The organism is Pseudomonas triticifolii (assembly GCF_014358015.1).
GTDB lineage: Bacteria > Pseudomonadota > Gammaproteobacteria > Pseudomonadales > Pseudomonadaceae > Aquipseudomonas > Aquipseudomonas triticifolii.
Genome location: NZ_JACONV010000001.1, coordinates 28,121 through 52,641 on the forward strand (window position 1 = coordinate 28,121; position 24,521 = coordinate 52,641).

At 60.2% G+C, this 24,521-nt stretch carries 18 protein-coding genes, 3 pseudogenes and 1 riboswitch; of the genes and pseudogenes, 11 read left to right on the forward strand and 10 right to left on the reverse strand.

Translation table 11 applies throughout. The annotated features are described in order from the left end of the window. Positions 1–5: 5 nt before the first annotated feature. Positions 6–956, reverse strand: a complete 951-nt coding sequence (locus tag H8S56_RS00125; RefSeq protein ID WP_187517490.1) for a DNA/RNA non-specific endonuclease — start codon at positions 954–956, stop codon at positions 6–8. A 633-nt stretch (positions 957–1,589) separates the two neighbouring features. On the opposite strand from H8S56_RS00125, the gene H8S56_RS00130 reads away from it, so the two are divergent. From H8S56_RS00130 to H8S56_RS00155, 7 genes and pseudogenes are all read left to right on the forward strand, one after another. Further along, on the forward strand, positions 1,590–2,153 hold the full coding sequence (locus H8S56_RS00130) for a TRAP transporter small permease (RefSeq protein ID WP_024689386.1): 564 nt from the start codon (positions 1,590–1,592) through the stop codon (positions 2,151–2,153). After that, positions 2,150–3,430 carry a TRAP transporter large permease subunit gene (locus tag H8S56_RS00135; protein WP_187517491.1) on the forward strand — a complete coding sequence of 427 codons (1,281 nt, stop codon included), beginning with the start codon at positions 2,150–2,152 and terminating at the stop codon, positions 3,428–3,430. The genes H8S56_RS00130 and H8S56_RS00135 overlap by 4 nt, the downstream gene beginning before the upstream one ends. Positions 3,431–3,493: 63 nt before the next feature. Then, positions 3,494–4,513 carry a TRAP transporter substrate-binding protein gene (locus tag H8S56_RS00140; RefSeq protein WP_187517492.1) on the forward strand — a complete coding sequence of 340 codons (1,020 nt, stop codon included), beginning with the start codon at positions 3,494–3,496 and terminating at the stop codon, positions 4,511–4,513. A gap of 179 nt (positions 4,514–4,692) precedes the next feature. Further along, positions 4,693–5,448, forward strand: a pseudogene (locus H8S56_RS24735) (MCP four helix bundle domain-containing protein); the annotation flags it as partial. Between the two features lie 132 nt (positions 5,449–5,580). Beyond that, the gene (locus H8S56_RS24740; protein WP_408003765.1) at positions 5,581–6,306 is read left to right on the forward strand and encodes a methyl-accepting chemotaxis protein; all 726 of its coding nucleotides are present in this window, start codon (positions 5,581–5,583) and stop codon (positions 6,304–6,306) included. Between the two features lie 974 nt (positions 6,307–7,280). Next, positions 7,281–8,282: pseudogene (locus H8S56_RS24745) on the forward strand (methyl-accepting chemotaxis protein); the annotation flags it as partial. Between the two features lie 295 nt (positions 8,283–8,577). Continuing rightward, positions 8,578–8,889 (forward strand): DUF6482 family protein, encoded by a 312-nt coding sequence (locus H8S56_RS00155; RefSeq protein ID WP_024689381.1) that lies wholly within the window; start codon positions 8,578–8,580, stop codon positions 8,887–8,889. A gap of 192 nt (positions 8,890–9,081) precedes the next feature. Here the strand turns inward: H8S56_RS00155 and H8S56_RS00160 are convergent, their stop codons facing one another. After that, entirely contained in the window at positions 9,082–9,480 is a 399-nt protein-coding gene (locus tag H8S56_RS00160; protein ID WP_024695633.1) for a RidA family protein, read from the reverse strand. Positions 9,481–9,544: 64 nt separating this feature from the next. After that, positions 9,545–11,521: a DNA topoisomerase III gene (locus H8S56_RS00165; protein ID WP_187517495.1), complete on the reverse strand. Its 1,977-nt coding sequence runs from the start codon at positions 11,519–11,521 to the stop codon at positions 9,545–9,547. Between the two features lie 253 nt (positions 11,522–11,774). Between H8S56_RS00165 and H8S56_RS00170 the strand changes: the two genes are divergently transcribed. After that, positions 11,775–12,953 carry a hypothetical protein gene (locus tag H8S56_RS00170; protein WP_187517496.1) on the forward strand — a complete coding sequence of 393 codons (1,179 nt, stop codon included), beginning with the start codon at positions 11,775–11,777 and terminating at the stop codon, positions 12,951–12,953. A gap of 71 nt (positions 12,954–13,024) precedes the next feature. On the opposite strand, the gene nirD is transcribed toward H8S56_RS00170, so the two are convergent. Further along, on the reverse strand, positions 13,025–13,408 hold the full coding sequence (gene nirD / locus H8S56_RS00175; RefSeq protein ID WP_187517497.1) for a nitrite reductase small subunit NirD: 384 nt from the start codon (positions 13,406–13,408) through the stop codon (positions 13,025–13,027). After that, complete coding sequence (nirB, locus tag H8S56_RS00180; RefSeq protein WP_187517498.1) at positions 13,408–15,969, reverse strand: nitrite reductase large subunit NirB; 2,562 nt, start codon at positions 15,967–15,969, stop codon at positions 13,408–13,410. Before nirB ends, nirD begins: the two co-directional genes overlap by 1 nt. A 511-nt stretch (positions 15,970–16,480) precedes the next feature. On the opposite strand from nirB, the gene H8S56_RS00185 reads away from it, so the two are divergent. Then, on the forward strand, positions 16,481–16,981 hold the full coding sequence (locus tag H8S56_RS00185; RefSeq protein WP_187517499.1) for a GNAT family N-acetyltransferase: 501 nt from the start codon (positions 16,481–16,483) through the stop codon (positions 16,979–16,981). 208 nt (positions 16,982–17,189) lie between these two features. Here the strand turns inward: H8S56_RS00185 and H8S56_RS00190 are convergent, their stop codons facing one another. The 5 genes and pseudogenes from H8S56_RS00190 to H8S56_RS00210 form a co-directional block, all read right to left on the reverse strand. After that, positions 17,190–19,196, reverse strand: a complete 2,007-nt coding sequence (locus H8S56_RS00190) for a peptidase U32 family protein (protein WP_187517500.1) — start codon at positions 19,194–19,196, stop codon at positions 17,190–17,192. A 118-nt stretch (positions 19,197–19,314) separates the two neighbouring features. Further along, positions 19,315–20,106, reverse strand: coding sequence for an ABC transporter ATP-binding protein (locus tag H8S56_RS00195; RefSeq protein WP_187517501.1), 792 nt, complete (start codon positions 20,104–20,106; stop codon positions 19,315–19,317). Continuing rightward, entirely contained in the window at positions 20,103–21,125 is a 1,023-nt protein-coding gene (locus H8S56_RS00200; RefSeq protein WP_024684924.1) for a FecCD family ABC transporter permease, read from the reverse strand. Before H8S56_RS00200 ends, H8S56_RS00195 begins: the two co-directional genes overlap by 4 nt. Then, positions 21,122–22,135, reverse strand: coding sequence for an ABC transporter substrate-binding protein (locus H8S56_RS00205; protein WP_024684923.1), 1,014 nt, complete (start codon positions 22,133–22,135; stop codon positions 21,122–21,124). Before H8S56_RS00205 ends, H8S56_RS00200 begins: the two co-directional genes overlap by 4 nt. A 137-nt stretch (positions 22,136–22,272) precedes the next feature. Beyond that, positions 22,273–22,470, reverse strand: a riboswitch (cobalamin riboswitch). An 18-nt stretch (positions 22,471–22,488) separates the two neighbouring features. Then, positions 22,489–22,707: pseudogene (locus H8S56_RS00210) on the reverse strand (GntR family transcriptional regulator); the annotation flags it as partial. 246 nt (positions 22,708–22,953) lie between these two features. Here H8S56_RS00210 and pmrG point away from each other — a divergent pair. After that, the gene (gene pmrG / locus H8S56_RS00215) at positions 22,954–23,670 is read left to right on the forward strand and encodes a lipopolysaccharide core heptose(II)-phosphate phosphatase PmrG (RefSeq protein ID WP_408003761.1); all 717 of its coding nucleotides are present in this window, start codon (positions 22,954–22,956) and stop codon (positions 23,668–23,670) included. Next, positions 23,637–24,506: a phosphatase PAP2 family protein gene (locus H8S56_RS00220; RefSeq protein ID WP_187517502.1), complete on the forward strand. Its 870-nt coding sequence runs from the start codon at positions 23,637–23,639 to the stop codon at positions 24,504–24,506. The genes pmrG and H8S56_RS00220 overlap by 34 nt, the downstream gene beginning before the upstream one ends. The last annotated feature ends 15 nt before the right edge of the window (positions 24,507–24,521 follow it).

Below are 24,521 nucleotides of genomic sequence, written 5' to 3' on the forward strand. Positions count from 1 at the left end.
ATTGTTTACAGCCGGATGTCCTGCGGCCCGCGAATCTGCGCTTCGATACGGGTGCCGGTCAAGCGTTCCTCGTTGGAGAAACCGTCGTAGTCCGCCAGCTTGCCGAAACGGATACCGGTGAGCTGTTCGATCTGTATGACGCTGCGTTGCCAGGTCTTGAGCTGGCCGAACACGATGCTCAGTTCGCCCAGTTCCCGGCTCTGATCAATCATGTAAGCGCTGGCCGAAGGCTTGCCGTCATCACCCAGAAATGCAACGACTTTCCAGAAGGCTGAAGGGATCTTCACGTTACGGTAGCTGCGGTCGTCGTCGCGCAATACCGGACCGCTGAATACCGTGACCCTGGATTTCCAGCGGCGGGTGTTATCCAGAATGTAATCTTCCAGTTCCAGCCAGGTTTTCTGGTTGAACGCGCTCATCTGCGGCGAGCAGTTGGTGAAATGGAAGGTGTCTGCGTTGGCGGTTTGCGCGTCCTTGCCCCAGTTGGGGTCCTGGCGTCTGACCAGATGCCCGCGGTCCAGCAGGTTGCTGGCATACAGGCTCTCACCAATCTGCGCGTCGGCAGGCAGCCTGCCATCAAACGACCACGCATCGTTGCTGCGTTTGACCTCCACGCTGCTGTCGCCATCAATGTTCACACCCACGTAGAGCGCCAGACGCCGGCTGCGCGACATGGTGATGGAAAAGTGCAGGTAGTCCAGGCGATCCCCGGTGTTCTCCAAGGGGTAGACATCGGCCGCCAGTTCCGTGTCCGGCGTGGGCCAGGGCACGACGAAGTCGCCCAGAAAATCCTCGACGTAGCCTTTTCGCGTTTTCAGGTCACTGGCAGGCGTGGTGCGTGGCGACACCAGCGGTTCCGCCTGCGGCGCAAGCAATCCCGCCGTAGAGCCAAGCGGTTCGAGGTCGGCGAGGCGAGGGCGATAGGTAAGGTCTGCTTTCAGCGTCTTGTCGGGCACTGCGCTTGCTCCTTCGGTGGGCGTGGGTTGTGTCCAGTTCACCATAGGCGCATGACAGCGCCGCGTCAGGTTTGCGCTTGAGTTCGCTGAACGCTGGCTTGACGGGAGACGCCATTCAACAGGCGTTTGCTCGGGGAGACCTGCATGGCCTCATAAACCTGTCCTCTCGAGAAATTGTCCGATAATCGCCCGCTTTTATGAACAAAGTCAGCGCTTTTTCCTCTTCTGAAAAATATTTATTCGAGGCATATAGCTGCTTTTCGCCGTAATTGACTAATTTTGTCGACAGATTAACTAACCCGATCACTCATCCTTCTCTTGGGACACATTGACGTTATTAACCGGCTGGTACATTTTAAATGCACATCCGCCTGTGCCGTTCCAGGCAGGAACACAATAAGAACAATCGAGGCACACCGTCATGCTCCAGGGATTTATCCTTTGCGCTCTACCTTTACCCGTCATTAACGTGCGATGCCGATACGCAAGCATTGGCTGGATTCGCTCGCAGTAGTTTCCTGATTCGCCCATCCGCTTCAGCGCAGTTCCGTCACGTGGTGCCCACTCCATAGAGAGGGTGTTCATGATGTCTGGCCGCTGCGCTGGCTCTTGTGCATCTGCGAGGTCTGGCCAATGACGAAAATCGTCGATCTGTATTTCAAGTTACTCAAACTGCTGATTGTGCTGTGCATGGTTGCCATGGTCGTGCTGGTGTTCGGCAACGTGGTGCTGCGCTATGCGTTCAATTCCGGCATCAGCGTGTCCGAAGAGCTCTCGCGCTGGTTTTTCGTGTGGATGATCTTTCTTGGCGCGCTGGTGGCCATGAAAGAGCGGGGCCACTTGGGTCTGGACAGTCTGGTCAAGCGTCTGCCACCTATCGGTAAACGTATCTGTCTGATCACGGGCCAGTTGCTGATGCTCTACATCTGCTGGTTGATTTCAAGTGGCAGTTGGCAGCAGGCCGTCATCAACCTGCACGTCGTCGCGCCCGCGTCGGGGTTTTCGATGGCGGTGTTCTACGCCGCCGGACTGGTCTTCGGGGTCAGCGCCGCCGCAATCCTGCTGTACCAGGTGTACCTGGCGTTGAGCGGCAGGCTGGACGACGAGGCGCTGTTGATGGTCAAGGAAAACGAAGCCGATAGCGTGAGTGCGCCTGACGTGTCGTCTGCTTCCGCCACCCGGAGGCATCGACCATGACCTTGCTGATATTTCTCGGATCGCTGCTGGGCAGCATGGCACTGGGTATTCCGATTGCGTTCGCGCTGCTGCTGGTGAGCGTCGCGTTGATGCTGCACCTTGACCTGTTCGATGCGCAGATCATCGCCCAGAACCTGCTCAACGGCGCCGACAGCTTTCCGCTGATGGCCGTACCGTTTTTCATGCTGGCGGGTGAGGTGATGAACGCCGGCGGCCTGTCCAAACGCATCGTCAACATCGCGATGGCATTGGTCGGGCACAAGCGTGGTGGCCTGGGCTATGTGGCGATCATCGCCTCCTGCCTGCTGGCGTCGTTGTCAGGTTCGGCAGTCGCCGACGCTGCGGCACTGGCTGCGCTGTTGGTGCCGATGATGGTCCACGCCGGACACAATCGTTCACATTCGGCCGGCTTGATTGCAGCAGGGGGCATCATTGCGCCGATCATCCCGCCGAGCATTGGCTTTATCGTGTTCGGTGTTGCGTCCGGCGTCTCGATTTCCAAGCTGTTTCTGGCCGGTATCGTCCCCGGACTGATGCTCGGCGCCGCGCTGGCCGTGGCATGGTGGTTCGTCTCCCGCCGCGAAAACGTCGAGCCACCGCCCAAGCGCAGTGCCAGGGAAATTCTGCGTACGCTGATGGACGGCTCCTGGGCGTTGGGCTTGCCGCTGATCATCGTATTCGGCCTGAAGTTCGGTATTTTCACGCCGACGGAAGCGGCTGTGGTCGCTGCGGTGTATGCCCTGTTCGTGTCGCTGGTGATCTACCGGGAGCTGAAGATCAATCAGCTCTACGAGCTGGTGCTTTCGTCTGCCAAGACCACGTCGGTGGTGATGCTGCTCGTGGCCGCAGCCATGGTGTCGTCATGGCTGGTGACCATCGCCGAGCTGCCGGACCAGTTGGCGGCGTTGCTTGAACCCTTCATGGACAACCCGACGCTGCTGCTGATGGTGATCATGCTGCTGGTGATTCTGGTCGGCACGGTGATGGACATGACCCCGACCATTCTGATCCTGACGCCCGTACTGATGCCTGCCGTGACCATGGCTGGCATCGATCCGGTGTATTTCGGTGTGTTGTTTCTGATCAATACGGCCATCGGCCTGATCACGCCACCCGTGGGCACGGTGCTCAACGTGGTGTGCGGCGTTTCGAAGATCAGCATGGACGAGATCATTCGGGGCGTCTGGCCTTTCATGCTGGCGCAGTTCTTCGTGCTGCTCTTGCTGGTGCTGTTCCCGCAACTGGTTCTGGCGCCACTGGCTTTTATGACCCGCTGACGATGGGCCAAGAGCCGTTTGACCTTAACCCCTCCATTTCCAATAACAAGACCGGAGAATCACATGCAGAAACTGATGAAAACCCTGCTGGCCGGAGCCTGCGCCACCAGCCTGTTGCTGGCGAGCGTGGCCAGCCACGCGGCAGAGATTCGCGAGCGTACGCTGCGTTTTGCCTTTCAAAACGTCAAGGAGCACCCGCAGGGGCAGGGCGCGCAGAAATTTGCCGATCTGTTGAGTGAAAGCAGCGGCGGCAAGATCAAGGTGCGGTTATTCCCCGGCGGCACACTGGGCGGCGACGTGCAGACGGTGTCTGCCTTGCAGGGCGGCACGCTGGACATCACGGTGCTCAACTCCGGGATTCTGGCTGCTCAGGCGCCCGATTTTGCCATGCTCGACTTCCCGTTCCTGTTCAACGACGTGAAGGAAGCGCATGCGGTCATCGACGGCCCGGTCGGCCAGAAACTCTCGGCGCAACTCGACAGCAAAGGGCTGGTCGCCCTCGGTTACTGGGACCTGGGGTTTCGCAACGTGACCAACAGCAAACACCCGATTACTCGCCTTGAAGACATGCAGGGCCTGAAGATTCGGGTGATCCAGTCGCCGATCTATCTGAAAACGTTCTCGGCGCTGGGCGCCAACCCGGTGCCCATGGCCTTCCCCGAGGTCTATACCGGTCTTGAACAGCACACCATCGACGGGCAGGAAAACCCTTACACAGTGATCGAGGGCAGCAAGTTCTTCGAAGTGCAGAAGTACCTGTCCGCGACCGGGCACATCTTCAATCCGCAGTCGTTGATCATGAGCCAGAAGACCTGGAACCGGCTGAACGACGATGAAAAGGCCCTGATTCGTGATGCTGCCGCCAAGGCTCAGATCTTCCAGCGCCAAGTGACGGCCGACAGCATGGACAAGGCTCGCGCCAATCTGGAGAAGCAGATTGCGGTCAACGACATTTCCCCCGCGGAAAAAGACCGTTTCCGTGAGCGCGTAAAGCCGGTGATCGATGAGTTTTCACAGCAACTGGACGCCGGTCTGGTGAAGATGATGTACGACGAAATCGCCAAGGTGCGTGGCGCCCAGTGAGTGCAACGTGGCATCGGGGTGGTTTGACAGAGCCCCGATGCCGCAACCTTCGCGCTATCTGCGTCAGAGGAAATCAAACCTGCTGAAATTAGTCTTAAATATCCTGGAACCGGTGTCGATAGCTTTGAATAAGAGCAGCCGCAGATCGCGTTATTCCATTGACCGCAAGGGGCTTCAGGATGTCAATAAAACTCCGTCTGTTTTTGTTGATCTGCACGGGTGTGCTGGCTGTCCTGATCATCAGTCTGGTCAGTTATCTGGGTAACAACCGTATGGCCGCGGCGATGAGTGACAACGAGGTCAGCATGGCCGCGCTGAGCAATCATCTGCAGGCCGACATGATGCACGATGCCCTACGTGCCGATGTGCTCTCGGCCATGCTGGTCGGGTTGGGCAAAAGCGACACCACGCGAGCAGAGGTACAGGCCTCTCTCAACGAACATGCGGCGCATTTTCGCAAGGTGTTGGGCGATAACCTCGCGCTGCCGATCAACGACACCCTCAAGGCTGAACTGAACAGGGTCAAGCCGAGCCTGGATGCCTACATCACTGCAGGCGAGCGAATCGTCGGCCTGGCGCTGGACAGCCCTGACCGAGCGCAACAGGATCTTGTTACGTTCACTGCGGCCTTCACCCAGCTGGAAGGTCAGATGTCCACGTTGAGTGACCTGATCGAGAGCAATTCCAAAGCCAGTGGCGATGTCACCCGTGATGCGATTCGCAGCGCTGACGTCACGCTCGGCGTGGTCCTGGTTATCGGTCTGTTTATGCTATTGGCTCAAGGTTACTGGGTGACTCGCAGCATCATGATCCCCTTGCAGTCTGCCAGCCGCATCGCCGACAGCATTGCCCACGGCAACCTCAGTGAGCCGATTACCGAACCGCGCAGTCGTGATGAAGCCAGCATGCTGATTCGCAGCCTTGCCATCATGCAGCGTGATCTGCGTGGGATGATTGAGGTGGTGCGCAGCAATGCCCATGGGGTGAGCGGCATGAGCGGGCAACTGAGCAGCGGTTGTCACGATGTCGCGGGCAGCAGTCAGCAGCAAAGCTCGGCTGCGGCAACCATGTCGGCGGCGGCCAGTGAAATGACCGCCAGCATCGAGGAAATCACCCGTCACGCCGAACAAGCCCGGGAAATGGCCAGTCAGGCCGAGTCACTGGCCAAGAACGGCGGTCGGGTGATCCATCAGGTGGTCAGCGACATGGATGGCATTGCGCGTTCGGCGCAGCAATCGGCGCAGGTGATTCGCACGCTGGATAAAGAGTCGGAAGCCATTTTCAACATCATTCAGGTGATCAAGAGCATTGCCGACCAGACCAACCTGCTGGCGCTCAACGCGGCCATCGAAGCGGCACGCGCCGGTGAGCAGGGCCGGGGCTTTGCGGTGGTGGCTGACGAGGTGCGCAGCCTGGCGGGGCGCACCAGTGCGTCGACTCAGGAGATTACCGGCATGGTTGCGCGTATCCAGCAAAGCACCCGCGAGGCGGTGACCAGCATGGAAGCAGGCGTGGCGCAGGTCGATAAAGGCATGGCGGTGACCGCTGAAGTCGAGCGCGCCATTCGGGATATTCTCGAAGCCACCCTGAGTACCACGCAACTGGTCAATGACATCACCCGAACCATCGGTGAACAGAGCCTGGCCAGTAACGAAATCGCCCATCAGGTGGAAATGATCGCCAGCATGTCCGAGGACAACAGCCGGATCATCGGCCAGACGGCCACTACCACCGATGAGTTGTCCGCGCTGGCGGGCAAGCTCTCGCAGTCGGTCGACAGATTCAGGCTTTGATATCCATAAGCCATTATCTGGCGTACGCTCGCGACCCGCTCACCCCATGCTTCGACTCTGGCAAGTGCAGCCCGATCAGGACGTTTCATCCGTCCTGATCGTTCCTGCGGATTAAAGCTTTTGCACTAACAGACGTTAACCATCGAAACTGAACACCCCTCGCGCCCAGGAGTAGCTGCATGCAAACGGTAAAGGCTTTGTACGAGTCGGTCGAAAAGCAGTTCTTCAACACGCTGACCAAAAAGCTCTCAAGCCTTTTTCTGTTGGTTGTCATCAGTGCATTGCTTTACTGGGTGGCCCTCTCGGTCCGGGCGGACATTGTGATGCTGTTGCGCGGTGCGCAACTGGAGGCCGGCGTACTGTCGCGCATTGAAGGCCGGCTGGATGCACTGAGCAACGCTATTCTGCTCAGTACGCTGTTCACGCTGGGCATGGTCGGCTTTATGGTCTGGTACTTGCGTCACCTGATCGTACGACCGGTGATGTTCATGACCGGCGCGCTCGAAGAAATCGCCAATGGCGAAGGTGACCTGTCCAAGGATCTGCCGCTGCTGACCCACGATGAAATTCGTGTGCTGGCCATCACCTGCAACCGTTTTCTGGCCAAGCAGCGCGAAGTGATCAGCAGTATTCAGGCGTTGACCGTGCAGATTGCGGTCGAGTCGGCGCGTTCGCTCAAGAACATCAGTGATTCCAGCGACAGCGCCGCCGATCAGGCTCGCTTTTCCAAAGAGGTCATGGATCAGAGCAACATGGCTGTGGGCAGCATCGAAGACGTGTCCCGGCAAACCCAGGGCATTTCCAGTACCACGGCGCAGAACCTGAGCATGGCGCGCGGCTCTTACTCCGAGCTGCTGGAAGTGACCGGTAATATCAGCCAGATTTCCAGCAGCCTCAATGAGTTCGGGGTTCTCGTTTCGGCGTTGAATCAGCGCTCGTCGAGCATCAAGTCCATCGTCGGGCTGATCCAGCAGATTTCTTCGCAGACCAACCTGTTGGCGCTCAACGCGGCCATCGAAGCGGCGCGTGCCGGGGAGAGCGGACGCGGCTTTGCCGTGGTCGCGGATGAAGTGCGTACGCTGGCACAGAATGTGAGCAAAGCCACTGACGATATCTCCGTAAATATCGACGCCATGCTGCTGGAAGTCAGCTCCACCTACGAGCAGACCACCCAGATCAGCCAGAGCGCGCGTGAAACCCAGCTGGTTGTGGAGCGGGCCTCTGGTCATTTCGAAAGTATGATTGGTGACTTCGAATCGACCAACGACAAACTTTCCGATATCGCCACGCACATCCAGCAATTCGCTGACACCAATACCGGCATCAATGAGCGTGTGACGCGCATTTACGCCGACAGCCAGGCCATCGATCAACGCATGCAGCATTCAGCAACCGCCACGCGCGACCTCTCAGGCGTCGCCGAGCGGGTACAGGCATTGCTGGGCCGCTTTGTGCTGGGGCATGGCGAGCTGGACGCCGCGATCACGCGTGCCAGTCATTGCCGCGACGTGTTGCAGGCTCGCCTGGCGGTCCTGCACAAGGAAGGCGTCAACCTGTTCGATCAGAGCTATAAACTGATCCCCGGCACCGACCCCAAGCAATACCTGACCAGCTACACCGAACGCTTCGCACAGATCTGCCAGCAAGAGTGCGACGCGCTGACCAAGGGCACGCGAGGCGGCAAGGTGTCATTCATTGTCGATGCCAAAGGCTATTGCCCGGTCAATAACAGTTGGGTATCGCAGAAACCGACCGGTGACCGCGCCATCGACCTGCCGGTATGCCGCAATAAACGGATGTTCTCCGACCCAGTGGGCTTGCGCGCGGCGGCCAACAAGCAGCGTTTCCTGCTGCAGACTTATCTGCGTGATACCGGCGAAATCATGACCGAGATTGACGTGCCGTTCTTCTTCGAAGGCCGTCATTGGGGCAACCTGCGGATGGGCTTCGACGCGGCGCAGTTGCTGGGTCACTGAATAACCATGGTGACTTCGGCCGCTCTGTGTGCAGACCGTCCGTAGGCCATTGAGTTATCCCGGCACGTGCGGCGTTGAAATGAATTAATCTCTGTCTTGTAGCCGTTACCTGTGGGGGAAGGGTGCAGCGTTTGTGTGCAGAGCAGTGCGCGTGCAGAGTAGCACCTGGCCATTTTTTCACTCACTCGCCCGACGAGGGTTATTGTTCATGTCTAGCGCGATGGCAACGGAACGTTAATGCCTGCTCAGGCGTCAACTTATTTGACGCGCTGATTCCTGCAACGCCCACGGAGGTGTGATTTTGAACATTCAAGACCTGTCCAGCGATATCAAGGCTGGCAAGATTAGTGAGCTCAATCTGGTGTCGATGGAAGGCGGTTCCTACGTCATTCATGCGCTGCTCGGTGAAAAGTCAGTGCCGGTAAAGGATGCTCATGGCAAGCCCCTTCATATTGCGTCCGTAGAAGAGGCGCGCAAGGTGCTGTCGTCAGTGCCGGACGTGCATCTTTTTCTGCGTCAGGGTGTCCCCCATGATGAAATGGTGGGCCTGGACGACACGCCTGCCGAGTCATCGCGGCACGAGATTCCTCTGCGCTCCAGCCTTTGACTTCTTGCTTTAAACCGTCTGAATGGAACACCGCTCTGCGCAGCAGGGCGGTCAGCCGTCGCTGTTGCCTGGCATGCGGGTAGCGGTCAACGCCCCAGGATTCATCTTTGTGTCACGCCGTTTCGTTTCGAACGCACCGATACCCCGATGCCGGAGCAGCTGAAAGCGCGTTGCAAAGCGCGATCCGCCTGATCAGGGCTGGCGTATGACGGCGATGCACTTGATCTCCAGTAGCAGGCCGGGATGCGCCAGTTCAGCGACGCCAATGCAGGTCCAGGCGCATTGTCCGCGCGGGAACAGCCGGTTTTTCACGTCGCGAAAGACCGACATGTGCTCGCTCATCGAGACGTGATAAGTGGTCATGTCGACGATGTCATCGAAGGTGCAGCCAGCCTCGGCCAGCACCGTGCGCAGGTTTTCCCAGCAGGCGACGAACTGTGCTTCGGGATTCAGGATCACTTCCATGTCACGCGTACGGCCGACCTGTCCGGAGCAGTAGAGTGTATGACCCACCCTGACTGCTGGCGCATAGCCTGCGCGGTCCATGATGAGTTCCATGGTGGGAGGGACGATGATTTCTCGGTCTGACATGTGGGTACACCTGGTTGAGCAGTTGCTGATGTGAGGCTTTTTGGCTGATGGCCGCCTGGCGCGCTTACGCCTTGCTGGCCGGTTTGGTGGTGCGGCGCGGTTTTTTCGTTGCTGTGCCGGTAGCCTTGTCGCTGCTGGTGGCTTTGCGCGGACTGGCCTTGCGCTTTTTCTTCCACGGTGGCTTCACGCCTGCCGGGCTCGCCGGGCCGCTGATCGACATGCGCATGCCGACGCAGCGGCTGACGTGCTTGCTCATCCACGCGGCCTGTCGGGTTACGAATTCTTCAAGGCTCATCTCGCCACTCTGTACCATGTCCAGCGCCTGTTCCCAGATCGCCGTGGTGCCAGGATCGGCGATGGCACGCGGCACGGCGTCGATCAGGCTGAAAGCGGCCGGGCTGGCGCACAGCGCCTTGCCCTGTTTGGTCAGGTAGCCACGATCCAGCAAACCCTGAATGATGCCGGCGCGAGTCGCTTCAGTGCCGATGCCGGTGGTGTCCTTGAGCTTTTGCTTGAGCAGCGGGTCTTCCACCAGTTTGGCGACATTCTTCATCGCCTTGATCAGGTCGCCTTCTGTGAATGGCTTGGGCGGTTGGGTCCACAGATCCTTGAGGAACACATCGACAACAGCGCATTCGCAGCCCTGAAACAGCGCGGGCAATGGCTGTGGCGCAGGGGCTTCGCGCCCCTTTGACGGCGCCAGTGCTTCGGGCATGGCACGCTTCCAGCCGGGTTCGACGATCTGTTTGCCGACGGCCCGCAACGCATGACCTGCACAATCGAAATCGGCCTGGGTGCGATCATATTCGTGATTGGGCAGAAACTGCGCCAGATAGCGGGCTCTGATCAGGGTGTAGACCGCTCTTGGTTTGCCGGTCAGGCGCTCGATGCCTCGGGCCGCGGCGGTGGGGATGATGCCGTGATGCGCACTGACCTTTGCATCGTTCCAGGCGCGTGAGCGGCGCTGCGCATCAAGGTGCGGGAGCAGATCACCCAGCGCAGGATCGGCCTTGCCCAGCGCCGCAATGATGCTCGCAGCCTCGCTGTGCTGGCTGTTGGGCAGATAACCGCAATCGCTTCGCGGGTAGGTGATGACCTTGTGGGTTTCGTACAGGGCCTGGGCGATGTCGAGGGTCTCCTGAGCGCCGAGTCCCAGCTTCTTCGAGCAGATTTCCTGCAGCGTGCCAAGGTCGAAGGGCAGCGGTGCCGCTTCGCGTATACGCTCGGTGCGCAGCTTGACCAGCCGGGCGCTGCCCGCATGGCGGATAGCTTCGGCGGCCTGTTGGGCGAGTGGCTGGTTCAGGCAGCGGTCCTGATCGTCGCATGCGTCCGAGGGCGCACGCCATTGGGCAATGAACGCCTGATGGTCATGCAGCAGTCTGACGTCGATCGCCCAGTAAGGCACCGGTATAAAGTTGGCGATGCTGCGGTCGCGATCCACCACCAGGCGCAAGGTAGGGGTCTGCACGCGTCCGACCGGCAGCACGCCCTGATAGCCGGACTGTCTGCCCAGCAGGGTAAACAGACGGCTCATGTTCATGCCGATCAGCCAGTCAGCGCGGGAGCGGCCAAGCGCCGAGTGATACAGGCTGAAGGTTTCGGCACCCGGCTTGAGCGCAGCCAGCGCCTTGCGAATCGAGGCATCGTCCAGCGCCGACAGCCACAGGCGCTGGATCGGCCCGCGATAGCGACAGTGCTCGACCAGCTCCCGGGCAATCATCTCGCCCTCGCGGTCGGCATCGGTGGCGATGACCAGCTCTTTCGCCTCGCCCAGCAGACGTTTGACGGCCTTGAACTGGCTGGCGGTTCTGGGTTTGACCAGCATTTTCCATTGCTGCGGCACGATGGGCAGGTCTTCAAGCACCCAGCGCTTGTAGCGGGCGTCGTAAGCGTCCGGCGGCGCGGTTTCCAGCAGATGGCCGATGCACCAGGTGACCGTGGCATTGGCACCCACCCAGCAGCCGTCGCCACGCCGCGTTGCGCCAAGCGCAGCTGCGATGTCTTTGGCCTGAGAGGGTTTTTCGCAAAGGAACAGCCGCATGACTACCGTCTTCGATTACCGGTGGTGAGGGCGCAAGGATGAACTTTGAGCGCGCGATGGGCAAGTTTTATCTGTATGGATATACAGATGAAAGCATGCCCCGGCTGGCAAACCCTTGCGCTAACGCAATGATAAAAGGAACCGCTGCAGCGTTCCGGACCACTCACGGGCGCGTTCATGCTGAAAAACGGGAAGGACCGACAATCGTCGGTCGCCCGAGGAATTGATCAAAAATCAAGCAGCGGAGTAACTTATGAAAGCGTCAATGTTTTCAAGTGGCGTGACACGAGCACCGGATATCCCGATTGAGGATCTGAACCGTCAAAACAACAACAGTCAAAGCTTGCCGACCCGCAATCCTGGCTCATCATTGGCCAAGTCCGGAAATACGGGCTATGAAGCCCAGCAGACGTCAGTGGGCAGCGGGCAAAGCTTCAATAAATCCGGGCAAAGCGATGTGTTTTTCGGGGCCCCCCACGAGGCGACCGGTACAAAGACGCCGGGCCTGAGCCGTGCAGATACTTACCAGAAGTCTGTTGCGCTGATGGCGATCAACGAAATGCTGTCCAGGATACGCGCGGTATTGATGGGCACCAGCGATGGGACCACGCCTCTGATGGACGGCAATCGACAGGACATGACGCCGCCTCCAGACGTCATGTATCCAGGTGTACAGAACCCGGATGGCAGCGTCATCAAGACCGAAAGGGATGTATCCGAAAAACCCACCGAAGCGACCGGTCGGCCAGAGGGGGATACGCGCACCGCCGAACAGATTATCGAGGACAACCCGATCCTGAAAAATCTGGGAGATCAGAAAGACATCAAGCGCAATGAGGCCTACGCCCGGATAGGTGACTGGAGCGAGAACAATAAAGATCCGGAAAGCCGGGCAGACGCTGCTTACAATGCGGCGAAAGTGCTGAACTGGATCAATAGCTCCGATCAGGCCGATGGCGCAGCAAGGCAGTGTGTGGACGACAGTGATCTTCAGGGCATCACCCATGACGGCGACGCTCGCCATGGCACCGAGGCCGGAAACTGGAAAGACTTCGTCGAGCAGGGTTATACAGCGCTCAAAGACGATCATCGTCTCGACAAAACCAATGATTCACACGTTCGCGCTGACGGTTCCAACAAGGATAACGTTCAGGCATTCCTCGGCGAGGTCGGCAAGAATATCTGGCCTGTGGTGGGGCTGAGCAACGTGCTGGTCGCGGTGGGTGAGTCCAAGGGCGGTCTGGCAGGCGCGCTGAAAGCGGGTGCCGGTGCTGCGCTCGAGACAACCGTGGCGGCAGCGGAAGGTGCGACGGATGCGATCAAGCGTGGACGCATCAGCCCGGTGTCCGTCGCTGTTCAGGCCACCGCGGGCGCGTTGTCCGAGTCTCGGGCCGCGCCCGATGTCGTGAAGACAATTGCAGGGCTGGTGTAGGCCTCTGGCTCAGGCCAAAGCCTCTTTCGATCATTCGAAAGAGGCTTTTTCATGGGCACCGTTGATCGGCGTTACACCGAAATCTCCACCTGATCACCGTTAAATCGCACCGGCCAGACGTCCAGCCGCTGCTCTGGATACTCCAGGCAACGGCCGTCGTGCAGACGGAAGTGCTGTTTGTACAGTGGCGAGGCAATGACCAGATCTCCTGCAATCTGGCCGATCAGCCCGCGCCCGATCACGTTGGCCCCGGACTTGGGGTCGCGGTTGTCGATGGCGTAAAGCTTTTCGCCGTCAGCCGTGTCAGGCACGTAGAACAGCGCGACCTGCGTGCCGTCGAGCCAGGCGACTACGCCGGAATTGGCCACCAGATCCTGGCGACCGCACAGCGCGTGCCAGTTCCGGTGCAGCGCGGACGGGGTGTTTTCTGCAAAAGCTGTATCAAACGAGTTCATCAGACCACCTCCTTGAACAATGGGATAAGCGCGAGTTCTTCAGGTTTTGCGGGGCGACGCTGGGCGCGTTCCTTGACGAAATGCACATCCGGGTCGCCACGGCCGTCGTTGACGAAGGTTCGGAAGCGTTTGAGCTTTTCCGGGTCCTTGAGGGCGTTGGCCCATTCGCATTCGTAGCGATCGACCACCAGTTGCATCTGCGATTCCAGCTCTGTAGCCAACCCGAGGCTGTCGTCGAGAATCACGGCCTTCAGGTAATCCAGGCCGCCCTCCAGTGATTCGCGCCAGACGGACGTGCGCTGCAGCTTGTCGGCGGTGCGTATGTACAGCATCAGGAAGCGGTCGATGTAGCGGATCAGGGTTTCGTCATCCAGATCGGTGGCGAATAGCTCTGCGTGACGCGGACGCATACCGCCGTTGCCGCACAGGTACAGGTTCCAGCCGTTCTCGGTGGCTATCACGCCAACGTCCTTGCTTTGTGCCTCTGCGCATTCTCGGGTGCAGCCGGAGACCGCGAACTTGAGTTTGTGCGGCGAACGCAGGCCTTTGTAGCGATCTTCGATGCGCAGCGCCATGGCGACGCTGTCCTGTACGCCGTAGCGGCACCAAGTGCTGCCGACGCAGGACTTCACCGTCCGGGTTGATTTACCGTAGGCGTGCCCGGTCTCGAAGCCAGCCTCGATCAGCTCGCTCCAGATGTCCGGCAATTCGTGCAATTGCGCGCCGAACAGGTCGATACGCTGACCGCCTGTGATCTTCGTGTACAGGTCATACTTCTTGGCCACCGCGCCAATGGCGATCAGGCCGTCCGGGGTGATTTCGCCACCCGGAATGCGCGGCACCACCGAGTAGGTGCCGTTCTTCTGCATGTTGGCCATAAAAGTGTCGTTGGTGTCCTGCAGCGGCACCAGCGAGGGCTCGGTGATTGGCCGGTTCCAGCACGAAGCGAGAATCGAGCCGACGGCGGGCTTGCAAATGTCGCAACCGTGAGCGCCCTTGCCATGGCGGGCGAACAGCGCTTCGAAGGTTTCGATGCCTTCGACGCGGACCATCGAATACAGCTCCTGGCGGGTGTAGGCGAAGTGTTCGCACAGGCTCTTGTCAACCGCAACGCCACGGGCAATCAGTTCATGCTCGAAGACCTGCTTAAGCAGCGCGGTACAGCCGCCGCAACCGGTCGCAGCCTTGGTGCAGGCCTTGATGCCGGCAAGGTCGGTGCAGCCATTGTCGATAGCCGAGCAGATCGAGCCCTTGCTGACGTTATGGCACGAGCAGATGGTGGCGGTGGCGGGCAGGGCGTCGGCACCCAGCGTCGGCGCGCCTTCGCTGTGCGGCAGGATCAGGCTCGACGGGTCAGCAGGCAGGGTGATGCCGTTCTGGGCGTATTGCAGCAGGGTGTCGTAATAACTGTTGTCGCCGACCAGCACGGCACCGAGCACCTGCTTGCCGTCAGCCGACACCACCAGACGGCGATAGCTGGCAGTGGCTTCGTCAATGAAGCGGTAGCTGACCGCGCCTGCCAGCGCGCCGTGCGCATCGCCGATGGAACCTACGTCTACGCCCAACAATTTGAGTTTGGTGGACATGTCGGCACCGAAGAACGGTTCGGTGTCCTTGTCGCACAACTGCGCCGCCACGCCACGGGCCATCTGATAGCCCGGCGCGACCAGGCCAAACACGCTGCCGTTCCAGGCTGCGCACTCACCGATGGCGTAGATATCCTCGTCGCTGGTGCGGCAGTGTTCGTCAATCGCGATGCCGCCGCGCGGACCCAGCTCCAGCGCACATTGGCGTGCGAGGGCGTCCTGCGGGCGAATACCGGCCGAGAACACGATCAGGTCGGTTTCAAGGAATTCGTCGTTGGCGAAGTTCATGCGATAGCGGTATTGCTTGCCGTCGCTGATCGACTGAGTGGCGCGTGAAAGGTGCACGCCGACGCCCAAGGCCTCGATTCGTGCCTTCAAGGCGGCACCGCCTAGCTCGTCCAGCTGGACCGGCATCAGGCGCGGCGCAAATTCCACCACATGGGCTTCAAGGCCAAGCGATTTCAAAGCATTGGCCGCTTCCAGCCCCAGCAGCCCGCCGCCGACCACGACGCCACGCCGCGCTTTGGAGGCCGCGTAACGAATGCTGTCGAGGTCTTCGAGCGTGCGGTAGACCAGCTTCGAATTACCTTGCGCGCCTTCGATAGGTGGCACAAACGGGTAGGAGCCTGTGGCCAGGATCAGTTTGTCGTAGCCGAAGCAGCCTTCAGACGTGATGATCTCGTGGCGGTCGCGGTCGATTTCCAGCACGGGTACGCCCAAGTGCAGGGTGAGGCCTGCCTGTTCATACAGGGCCATTTCGCTCATGGCGAGCGACTCTGCATCGCGGCCAGTGAAATACTCTGACAGGTGCACACGGTCGTAGGCACGCTGGGCCTCTTCACCGAACACATGAATGCGATAGCGCTCCAGCGCGCCGCCAGCGATCAACTGCTCGACGCAATGGTGACCGACCATGCCATTGCCGACGACGATCAGGGTTTTTACATCGTTGTGGGGGAAGACTGTGGTGTTCATAGCGAGTCCCGGCCGAGGCCAATCAGGTTTTTTGAAGCAAAAAAAAAGCGCCCGGAACCTTTCGGTTCCAGGCGCCTTTGCCTGTTCTCTTGTGGGTGTTCAGGGGTGCTGATCAAGCCTCGTTGCCGGATGCACCTGGTAGCCCTGTGGTCTGTATGAGACTGGCGATCTTCATCGATCAACCGGGGCGGCCCAACCCTATTGAAGGTGGGGTTGTTCAGGGTTATGCAGGGGTTGTGCCAGCTTGGTGAGTATCATTGATGAGCCGCCGTGAGGTGAATGTTCTCGGGCGGTTGGCGGCGTCAGGGTTTCAGGGAGGGCGCTCGGGTTGCGAGCAGCTTGCATTGCAATGGTGCGTGGTGGGCTCGTTGCGCTTTAGAGATGTGCATGGAGGGTTTGTGCAGGTGGTTTCGACGCGCCCTGGACACGATCAGGGAGCTGATTCCACCCTGTCCTGAAACTGGCGCAGCATTTGTATTACCCTGCGCCCACACTTCTTTGATCCATTGCCATGACCCTCTCTATCTGTGAAGTCACCCGCGCCGAGATTCCCGAGACCATTGCGTTCGTCATGCGGGCGCGCGCCGAGATATTTCCCATGCTTGACGCCACTGTGGTCCCCGCCGACCTGTCTGCTTTCGAGCAGGTGTATCTGAACGGCGACAGAGGCAAATTTCTCATTGCCTGCCATGACAGCGAGATCGTCGCTGCGGTTGGTTATCTGCCCTTCGACCATCGCTTTGCGCAGCTGGATTACACCGGACGCGACACGGTCGAAATCGTCCGTCTGTACGTCATGCCCGCGTTCAGGGGCGGTGGTCTGGCCAGCCGACTGTGTGAAGCGCTGTGGGCGTATGCCGATGCTAGTGCAATCGATGTGCTTTATCTGCACACCCATCCCTTCCTGCCAGGTGCTATCCGTTTCTGGGAAAAGCAGGGCTTTGCCGTAACGGATGTGGAAGCCGATCCGGTCTGGAAGACCACGCATATGGAGCGCGTGCTTCGCAAATGACGGTTCGCATGCATGGTGAATCAGGTAGTGGTGGCTATGCTGGCTAGCAGCAAACACGGGTCTGTGGGAGGCGGCTTGCCGGCGATGAGGTCGGTTCGGCTCATCACAGTGTTTGCTGCGCTACAGCGCTACGTCGAAGACGTGGTGAAGCGTCCCATGGAAGAAACAGCGTTTCTTCCGTGGGGTGCGGGATGTTTGACAAGAGGCGTCAGCGTGGGGCGCGCTGGCGGGCGGTTTTCATCAGGTCTTCTGGCGTGATGTGCCCAACGACCGCCTTGGCCGCGGCGCTGCCCGGCAGCGGCAGATCCAGAATGTGGCCTTTCATCTTGCCCACCACGTGCATTTCGCAGGGCTTGCAGTCGAACTTCAGGGTCAGCACTTCGTCGCCTTGAATCAGCTGCATCGGCGCCACTTTGGTACGTACGCCGGTCACGCCCTTGGCCTGTTTCGGGCACAGGTTGAACGAGAAGCGCAGGCAGTGCTTGGTGATCATTACCGGGACTTCGCCGGTTTCCTCGTGCGCTTCGTAAGCGGCATCGATCAGTTGCACGCCGTGGCGGTGGTAGAAATCACGCGCCTTCTGGTTGTAAACGTTGGCCAGAAACGACAGGTGCGACTCGGGGTAGACCGGTGGCGGCGTGGTTTCAGCCTTGCGACCGCCTTGCGGATGAGCCTTCAGGCGCGCTTCGGTCAACGCGTCGATGGTGTCGCGGCGCAATGTCTTGAGCTGAGAGTTGGGCACGAAGAACGCCTGGGGGGCGTCCAGCTTGATGTCCTGAGCGTGATAGATCGTGGTGCCAAGTTGCGAGAGCAGGTCACGCAACTGGTCGAGCGCCTGTTCCGGTTTGTTCGCTGCACCGAACGGCCCGTCCAGATGAGTCGTGACGCTCACACCTTCCTCGCTCGTTGCGATCAGGTTCAGGCGTTCTTCACGCAGTTCGACCTGCCACTGAATACCGATCCGGCGTTCGGCCGACGGCTTGAGCAGCGCCTGCTGCCAGTTGTGATCCAGGTTACGGTTCAGCGGGTGATTCGGGCGCAGGCGGGAGAGGGCGGCCGGCATTTCATTGGGCTCGACGCGATAGCGCCAGCGCTTCTCGCCGTCTTCCTCGAATTCGCCTTTGAGATCGGCCACGTTGGCGCGGAAACCCACGACCTCACGCTTGATCAGCACGTTAAGGCCGTCGCCGTTGGACAGCGGCTCATGGGTGACTGCGATCAGATCGCGCTTGCCCAGTTTTTCCACGCTGCCCACCGACAGGCCGGTGAAAGTCGGCGTGTCAAAGGCTCCGATGTCGATCTTGCGGTCACTGACGAAGTAGTCGGTGCTGCCACGGTTGAAGGTCTTTTCCGGGTCCGGCACGAAGAAGTGCGCGGTACGGCCGCTGGAAGCCCGCGCCAGGTCCGGACGGTCTTCGAGGATGTCGTCCAGTCGCTGACGGTAGTACGCGGTGATGTTTTTGACGTAGCCCGCGTCCTTGTAGCGCCCCTCGATCTTGAACGAGCGCACGCCGGCTTCGACCAGGGCACGCAGGTTGGCGCTCTGGTTGTTGTCTTTCATCGACAGCAGGTGCTTTTCGAAGGCCACGACACGGCCCTGATCGTCCTTGAGGGTGTACGGCAGGCGACAAGCCTGGGAGCAGTCGCCCCGGTTGGCGCTGCGGCCGTTCTGTGCGTGGGAGATATTGCACTGTCCGGAGAACGCCACGCACAACGCGCCATGGATGAAGAACTCGATGGCTGCATCGGTTTCGTCGGCGATCTCGCGGATTTCCTGCAGGTTCAGCTCACGCGCCAATACAAGTTGCGAGAAACCTGCCTGATCGAGAAACTTCGCCCGGCCAAGGGTGCGGATGTCGGTCTGGGTGCTGGCATGCAGCTCGATGGGTGGAATGTCCATATCCAGCACGCCAAGGTCCTGCACGATCAGCGCGTCCACGCCTGCGTCGTAGAGCTGGTGGATCAGCGTGCGGGCCGGTTCCAGTTCATCGTCGTGCAGGATGGTGTTGATCGTGGTGAAGATGCGCGCATGGTAGCGATGGGCGAATTTCACCAGTTCGGCGATATCGCTGACCTCGTTGCAGGCGTTGTGTCGTGCGCCGAAGCTCGGCCCGCCAATGTACACCGCGTCGGCGCCATGCAGGATGGCTTCACGGGCGATGCTCGTGTCCCGTGCAGGGCTGAGCAATTCCAGGTGGTGTTTGGGTAGGGACATGGCTACGGCATCCGACGGCGGGCAAAGCGCGCATTGTAGTGCCATGGGCCGCGCGGCGCACCTGCGCTGATCGCTGCAGCGGCATTTACTGACTGTCGGTGTGTCCGGACGGCTGCTTTCAGCGCGAACGCAGACGCAGAATCCGCGAACCATCGAAAGGGTCGGTCAGCCAGCGGGCGACGACGCCAAAGGTCTCCAGCAGCCGCTCGGGCGTCAATACATCGACCGGTGCGCCCAGCGCGACCATACGGCCTTTTTCCATGACGGCGACCCGGTCGCAGTCCAGCGCCTGGTTCAGGTCATGCAGCGCGATGACCGTGGTCACCGGCAACGCCTTGACCAGGCCGAGGATGGTCAACTGGTGCTGGATATCCAGGTGGTTGGTCGGTTCGTCCAGCAACAGGATGCCCGGCCGCTGTGCCAGCGCCCGGGCGATGTGCACCCGCTGCCGCTCACCGCCCGACAACGTATGCCAGGCGCGCTTGATGAAAGGCAGCATGTCCACGTCCAGCAGCGCCTGACGGACGATCCGGTCGTCGTTGTCGCTCCACGGCGTCAGTGCCGACAGCCAGGGCGTGCGGCCCAGTTCCACGGCATCCAGCACGGTGATCGCGTCGCTGGTCTCGGCTTGCTGCTCGACCACCGCCAGTGCCTGTGCAATGTCACGCCGACTCAGGCTCGCCAGCGGGCGTTCGCCGAGCATGACCTGACCGCTGCACGGCTTGTTGATGCCGGACAATAGTTTGAGCAGGGTCGATTTGCCCGAGCCGTTCGGGCCTACGATGCCCAGTGTCTCACCCTGCGCGATGCTGATATCCACGTCCCGCAACAGCGTCGCGCCCCTGACCGAATAGCCCAGGCCGGTGCAACTGAGCACTGATGGCGCAGCGCCGGGAATAAACGCGTTCATCGAGTTCTGTTCCCCTGAATGAGGATCAACGCAAACACCGGTGCGCCGATCAGGGCCGTGATCACCCCGATAGGCAGCGCCTGGCCTTTGATCAAGGTGCGCGAAAGAATGTCCGCCACGATCAGGAACAGCGCGCCGCTCAGCGCGCTCAACGGTACCAGCCGGGCGTGGCGCACACCGCTCAGCATGCGCACGGCGTGGGGAATCACCAGACCGACAAAGCCGATGGACCCGACAATCGAGACCATCACCGCCGTCACCAGTGCCGCTGTGGCGATCAATACGATCTGCACGCGCCGCACGGCAATGCCAAGCGACGCGGCCGAGTCGCTGCCAAATGTAAACGCATCCAGTGCCCGCCTGTGCCAGAGACACACCAGCAGCCCGACCAGCGCAGCAGGGACGGCCAGCCACACCGAAGGCCAGCGTACGCCGCTCAGGTTGCCCAGCAACCAGAACATGATGCCGCGTGCCTGTTCGGAGCTGGCGGATTTGGTGATCAGGAACGAGGTGAGGGCGTTGAACAGTTGCGATCCGGCGATTCCGGCCAAAATGATCTGCCCGGCGGCAGTGCTGCCTCGCGAGGAGTGGGCGAGCAGGGCGACCAGAGAGAACGCCACCAGCGCGCCGACGAAGGCACCCGCCGACATGGAAACCACCCCGGCACCGAACCCCAGAATCGCCACCATGACGGCCCCGGTCGAAGCGCCCGCCGAAATGCCCAGCAGATAAGGGTCGGCCAGCGGGTTGCGCAACAGTGATTGCAGCACCACGCCGCAAATCGCCAGCCCCGAGCCGCAGGCAGCGGCAACGATGGCGCGGGTCAGTCGGTAATTCCAGACGATGCCTTCGTCGATCGGGTCCAGCGCATAGCCCGCCGCCCACAGCTTGTTGGCCAGCACCTGAAACACCACCTGTACGCTGATCGAGGTTTCACCGATTGCAGCGCCGACGATGATTGCCAGCACCAGGACCGCGGACACCCAGAGCACATGGCCCAACGCGACTGGCAGTCTCATGGAGCGCCGTTGAAGCGGTTGGCGGCTGCGGACAGCTCTTCGATGCCGGTGAAAAGGCGCAGGCTGGCCTGCATGCCTTCAGCGTCGATGATTACGATGCGATCGTGCTTCACGGCGTCCATGTTGCGGGTCACCGGGTCGGCCTTGAGGAATTCGATTTTCTTGCGGTAGTCGTCGGCCGGGAAGCGACGGCGATCCATACGTGCAATCACCAGAATGCTTGGATTGGCCTTGGCGATGGTTTCCCAGCCGACCGTTGGCCACTCTTCATCGGACTGCACAATGTTGCGCATCCCCAGATTGTTGAGCATGAAGTCCGGGATGCCCTTGCGGCCGGCCACGTAAGGGTCTGCGGCCAGGTCGGAGCTGGAGAACCAGAACACCGCCGAAACATCTTTGTCGTGGTTCTGCTTGACGTTGGCCACCGCCGCGCTGAGGCGCGCCTTGAGGCTGGCGACCAGCGTGTCGCCACGATCCTGTACGTCGAAAATCTGCGCCAGTTGCTCGATGCTCTTGTAGATGGTTTCGATGCGGAACGGCTCCAGACGCGTGCCATCGGCACCGACCAGGTTGTCTTTGCCTTCACAGTCGGACGGCATCAGGTAGGTCGGGATGTTCAGTTCGTGGAACTGCTCACGGGTGCCGACCGCGCCTTGTTTGCCGACCATCCATTCCAGCTGCACGGCAACCAGTTCAGGACGCTTGCCAATCACGGCTTCGAAGCTGGGATCGTTGTCGGCCAGGCGCTCGACCTTGTCGTTCTGTGCCTTGAAGCGCGGCAGCACGTCGTTGAACCACAGGGACGTGCCGACCAGCTTGTCGCCCAGGCCCAGCTCATAGAGCATTTCAGTGCCCGACTGACCGATGGTCACCGCTTTGTTCGGTGCGTGGTCGAAGGTCAGCGAGTAGCCGCAGTTTTCGAGGGTCAGCGGATAACGGGTCGGCGCGGCAAACACCAGGCTGGAAAGGGTGAGGCTGGCAGCCAGGACGGCAAGGCGGGACAGTGACATGGAATGCGACCTCGATTCGAGCGTGTGTCAGGGCGCAATGCACGACAGGAAACACATCCCGGCCCGCAGAGAAACAGCAGGGCACGGCGCAATACGGCTTTGCGCGCGGATGTCCTTCCCGGACACCCCGCCGGTTAGTGATTGTATGCAGGTCGGCAGGTCTCCTGACTGGCACGTCATCGCCCGGCTCCGGCCTTCCCGGGGATCACCCAGTGGCAGTCGTGGAGCAGGCTCGATGCCTACAGTTGCGGGGGCAGTCTCGTTTTGACCTCATGCAGCGAGGTGTGCGAATTCCCTGTTAGTTCCTCTCGGAAACCGACGGGCGGCATGGTAAACGATAAGGAAGGGGCTCGCTATGGCTTTGCGCGCAGGCGTAGCAGGCTGTTGATCAGATGCAGGCGCATTGCGGCCCAGGCGGCGTCGCGGTCCTGGTGAGCAATGGCGTCGAAGATCTGCTCTTGTTCTCGCTGCTGAATGTGCGGGTCGTCTTTGACCTGCAATGGCGTGATGTTGCCGAAACCACTGCGCGTGCGCGGCAGGATGTGCAGCAAGGTCGAGCTGCCGATTGCGCTGCGCCCGGTAAAAACCCAACCTGAAATATTTTTCATCGAGCGCGTGGTGCCGGGCAGTCGAACGCGGCAGATCGTCTGGAAGCATGATGGCACGGGGCTTTCATTCGGCGGGGGCGTTTCGTGTAGCAACAGCGGGCCAATTCGTTGCAACGTCTTTTTCACATCTTCTTCACCGCTTCCGCACGAGGTCGTCCCTATCGTTGCCACAGCTGAAATCACGCTGATGACCAGTACAGGAGCGGCCACGTGGCGCGCAGTTCAACCGATAATAAATACGCCGTCATCAACAGGTCCTGGCTTTCCAGGTTTGTCATCTCACGACCCTCGCTGACCAATCGGCACATTGCCCTGGCCCTGGTGGTCGTAGCCCTTGCGGCCATCGGTGTGTGGTTTTTCACTGCCTTCAAGGCGACGCATGTGGTTGATCTGGGAGCGGCGGGTGCCCTGAAACAGTCAGGTCTCTATGCCCACTGGAAGCAGGGCGATGTAGTGGTCATGATCCGGCATGCCGAGCGCTGCGATCGCTCGACCAATCCTTGTATGGCTGATGCGCAAGGCATCACGCTCAAGGGGGGTGAAGCAGCATTGGCGGTGGGCGCGGGTCTGAAAAGACTGGGGTTCGTCGACGCAAGGATGATCACCAGCCCCAAACTTCGCACCCAGCAGACTGCCGACCTGATCTCAGGGCATGTCGTGCCCGACGAAGCGTGGCCCAACGACTGTAACGGCGGTTTCAAGAATGCCGTGCAAGCGCACAAGCACGCAGGCGAGAACCTGATACTGGTCACCCACAGTGGTTGCATCGATCAGTTCGAGCGCAAGCTGGGCGTGCCGTTCAATGAGCGCGCCAGCGCCTACGCTGAAGCGGTGTTCGTTCAGGTAGATGGCACGCATACTCCGAAAATCCTTGGATCCCTCAATGCCAGGCAATGGGCAGACATCGACAGCGAGCAACTGAATTGAAGACATCCGCCAGTGCCCGTTACACCTTCTATCGCAACAATCTCGGGATTCCGCTGCTCGCGGGTCTGATGGTGTTCCTGCTCTTTGACCTGACACACTTTGATATCGCGCTGAGCAACCTGCTTTACGACCCGGTGGCAGGCAACTTCCCGGTTGGGCAGAGCCATCTGTTCGAAAAAATCACCCACAACTGGGCACGCATCATTCCCAACTGGACGGGCGAGCTGGCGATCATCGGGGCCTTGCTGTCGCTGGTCTGGCCTGCGCTGCAACTGCGTCCGCAAGCCCGCCTGACGCGCTGGGTCGGCCGTAGCCGAATGGCGAAACCGTTGAAGTTCTTCAGCCGGCATCGGCTGGATTTCCTGTTCGTGATCGTCGCCTTTGCCGTGAGCACCGGCATGATCCATTTCCTCAAAAGTCATACCAGCGTGTATTGCCCGGTCGAGACCACGCTGTATGGCGGGGCTCAGGCTCATGTGGAATGGTTCCGCAACTTCAATCTGTGGCACGAAGCGGGTGCGGGGCGTTGCTGGCCGGGTGGTCATGCGTCGAGTGCCTTCAGCCTGTTTGCCTTGTACTTCGTGGCCCGTCGTTATCGCTGGCACCACGCCAGACTCCTGCTGGGCGCGATTATGGTGCTGGGCATGATCTACGGCACGACGCGGGTATTGCAGGGCTGGCACTTCATGTCGCACACCTTCTGGGCTGCCATCGTGGTGTGGCTAAGCATGCTGCTGGTGGCGCTGTGTTTCTATGGCAGATCCCGATTGCAGCAACCGTTGTCCTACGCGCCTGACCGCCAGCCTGCTATGGCGGGCTCGGGTCTTGTCAGATAGGGACAGGAACGCTGC